General features: G+C 65.8%; 3 protein-coding genes. 2 read left to right on the top strand and 1 reads right to left on the bottom strand.

All coding sequences use genetic code 11. The annotated features are described in order from the left end of the window. Positions 1–725 precede the first annotated feature (725 nt). Positions 726–1,742: a class 1 fructose-bisphosphatase gene (locus RTO53_RS19725; protein ID WP_312239357.1), complete on the top strand. Its 1,017-nt coding sequence runs from the start codon at positions 726–728 to the stop codon at positions 1,740–1,742. 124 nt (positions 1,743–1,866) lie between these two features. Continuing rightward, positions 1,867–2,577, top strand: a complete 711-nt coding sequence (locus RTO53_RS19720) for a 2OG-Fe(II) oxygenase (protein ID WP_312239356.1) — start codon at positions 1,867–1,869, stop codon at positions 2,575–2,577. A 125-nt stretch (positions 2,578–2,702) separates the two neighbouring features. On the opposite strand, the gene RTO53_RS19715 is transcribed toward RTO53_RS19720, so the two are convergent. Then, on the bottom strand, positions 2,703–3,050 hold the full coding sequence (locus tag RTO53_RS19715; protein ID WP_312239355.1) for a hypothetical protein: 348 nt from the start codon (positions 3,048–3,050) through the stop codon (positions 2,703–2,705). Positions 3,051–3,230: the final 180 nt, after the last annotated feature.

Here is a 3,230-nt window from a genome sequence, read left to right as displayed (position 1 = left end):
CGGCTGCTCTTGCCTCGCGCAAAAAGCAGCCGAGCATGGCTCGGCTCTACCTGGCGGGGTGCCGTATCCCCGCCTGCCTCGTAACGCCGTGGATGACCGGCGCCAGTAATGAAGAACGGCCGCCGCGTGCGGCCCGTTCTCCGGTTCGCGGCGGGTCGCGACGCAGCATGGCGCATCCCCGGTAGAGCCGAGCCATGCTCGGCTGCTCTTGCCCCTCGCGAAAGGCAGCCGAGCATGGCTCGGCTCTACCTGGCTTTTTGCCGTATCCCGCCTGCCTCGTAATGCCGTGGATGCCGGCGCCAATAATGAAGAACGGCCGCCTCGTGCAGCCGTTCTCCGGTTTGCGGCGGGGCGGGGCGCAGCCCACCCCTGGTAGAGCCGAGCCATGCTCGGCTGCTCTTGCCTCGCGCAAAAAGCAGCCGAGCATGGCTCGGCTCTACCTGGCTTTTTGCCGTATCACGCCTGCCTCGTAATGTCGTGGATGAGCGGCGCCAATGATGAAGAACGGCCGCCTCGTGCGGCCGTTCTCCGGGGCAGGGCGGGGCGCAGCATGGCGCATCCCCGGTAGAGCCGAGCCATGCTCGGCTGCTCTTGTCCCGCGCGAACGGCAGCCGAGCATGGCTCGGCTCTACCCCGGGCGGGGTGCCGTATCCACGGCCTGCCTCGTAATGCCGTGGACGACCGGCGACAATATGGCCCCCAAACGTCTTTGGCAGCCACAGTCCATGTCCCGTTCGTCGCTTACCCGGTACCTGATCGAAGAGCAGCATGCCGGCCGCATCAATGCCGACCTGCGCCAGCTGATCGCCGTCGTCGCACGCGCCTGCACCAGCATCTCCATCGCCGTCAGCAAGGGCGCACTCGGCGGCGTGCTCGGCGAAGCCGGCACCGGCAACGTACAGGGCGAGGCCCAGAAGAAGCTCGACGTCATCAGCAACGAGATCCTGCTCGAGGCCAACGCCTGGGGCGGTCACCTCGCCGCCTGCGCCTCGGAAGAAATGGACCATTGCCAGCCCGTCCCGGACACCTACCCGCGCGGCGATTTCCTGCTGCTGTTCGATCCCCTCGACGGCAGCTCCAACATCGACGTCAACGTGTCCGTTGGCACCATCTTCTCCGTGCTGCGTTGCCCGCCCGGCACCGAGCAGCCCAATGACGACAGCTTCCTGCAGCCCGGCACCAGCCAGGTGGCTGCGGGCTACTGCATCTACGGCCCCAGCACGCAGATGGTGCTCACCGTCGGCCACGGCACCCATGCCTTCACCCTGGACCGCGAGAAGGGCGAGTTCGTCCTGACCACCGCAGACATGCAGATTCCCGCCGACACCCAGGAATTTGCGATCAACATGTCCAACCAGCGCCATTGGGAAACCCCGATGCAGGGCTACGTGCAGGACCTGCTGGCGGGCAAGGAAGGCGCGCGCGGCAAGAACTTCAACATGCGCTGGATCGCCAGCATGGTGGCCGACGTGCATCGCATCCTCACCCGCGGCGGCATCTTCATCTACCCCTGGGACCGGAAGGACCCCACCAAGGCCGGCAAGCTGCGCCTGATGTACGAAGCCAACCCGATGGGCCTGCTGGTCGAGCAGGCGGGCGGTGCCGCCACCACCGGGCGCGAGCGCATCCTCGACATCCAGCCCGACCACCTGCACCAGCGCGTGCCGGTGTTCCTCGGCTCGCGCAATGAAGTGGCCGAAGCCACCCGCTACCACCGCGCGCACGACGACGCGCAGGGCTGAGTGGGCAGTGCGGGACCGGTGCGATACCGGTCCCGTTTTCGGCGGGCAAATGCCTACATGGCAACGGCGTGACATCGGCCAGCGCAGCGGTCACCATCGGGGTCAGATGCCCACGGATGACCCCATGACGGCCCACGCCCCGCCCGACTTCATCGAAGTAATCCACAACGCCATCCCCGCCGACATGTGTGCCGCCATCCAGGCCAGGATGCGATCCAGTGCGCAGTTGCGGCCCGGTCAAGTGGGCAGCGGTGTGTTCCCGGAACTCAAGCACAGCAAGGATCTTCGCATCAGCGGCGATGCCGCGTGGCGCGATGTGGACATGCAGTTGCAACAGGCGGTGTTTCGCGGCGTGATGAGTTATCTACGCCGTTATCCACAGGCACTGATCTCGCCGTTGATGTTGCAGATCCAGGACAGCGACGGTAGTCCACGTCGATTGGCAGCCGATGATTTCCCAGGCATGGACGATGCAACGCTGTCCGATCTGGCCCGCACCTGCCTGCGTCCCGGTGCCATCAATCTGCAATGGTATGCCGCAGGCGAGGGCGGCTATCCCTATTGGCATTGCGAACTGTACCCGCGCGATCCCGCCGCCGAGACCCTGCATCGCCACCTGCTGTGGACGCTCTACCTCAACGATGATTTCGAGCAGGGGGAAACCGAGTTCCTGTTCCAGGACCGCAAGATCGCCCCACGCACCGGCAGCCTGCTGATCGCACCGACCGCGTTCACCCACACCCACCGCGGCAACCGTCCGCACGGCGGCGACAAGTTCATCGCCACCAGCTGGGTGCTGTTCCAGAACGCGCAGAAGCTGTTCGGCGGCAACTGACGGCGACGGCGGGCCGTATCCGCCTGCTTGAGCGGCGCCACGCACTGATCGGCACTACAACAGGCGCCCAGGTAGTGCCGGCCGCTGGCCGGCGCCCACCCACCTACCGGAAGAGGCCATCCCCCTCAGCGGGACAAGGTAATCGCCACCACGACGGCAACCGCCACCGCAACCAACACCGGCAGAATCGCCGTGACAGCGACACGTCCGCTCCTGGCCATCTTCTTCTCATACGCCAACAGCGCATCGGCATCGAGATAGCTGAGCGCATCCCCGCAGTCCTTGATGATGCCCTGCGCTCGCAGTTGATCGAGCGTGGCGTGCAACGCCGGTTCCAGCGCATCACGCGCGATCGCGCGCTCCGGCGAGAGCGCCTCGTGCGCGTTGAAGTGGGCCAGCACCTTGCGGCGCTGCTCGTGCATTACGGCGATGATCGTCGCGTTGACCGCCGTGGTAACTGCTGCAACATTCACCCGCTTTCCCCTGCGTGCCTTCGGTGCTTCCGATAGTGGCCGGCATCGGGCCCATCGTCCAGTGGCGTCAGAACAGGCTGCCCTGCGGCGAATCCAGCCGCGGCGGCGACGGTCGCAAGAATTTTTCGCAATCCAGCTTCGGCCAATGACTGTTCTGCGCATCAAAGCCCAGCCGCTTGC

It is taken from the genome of Stenotrophomonas sp., from assembly GCF_031995405.1.
Lineage (GTDB): Bacteria > Pseudomonadota > Gammaproteobacteria > Xanthomonadales > Xanthomonadaceae > Stenotrophomonas.
This window is presented reverse-complemented; position numbering and strand designations above follow the sequence as displayed.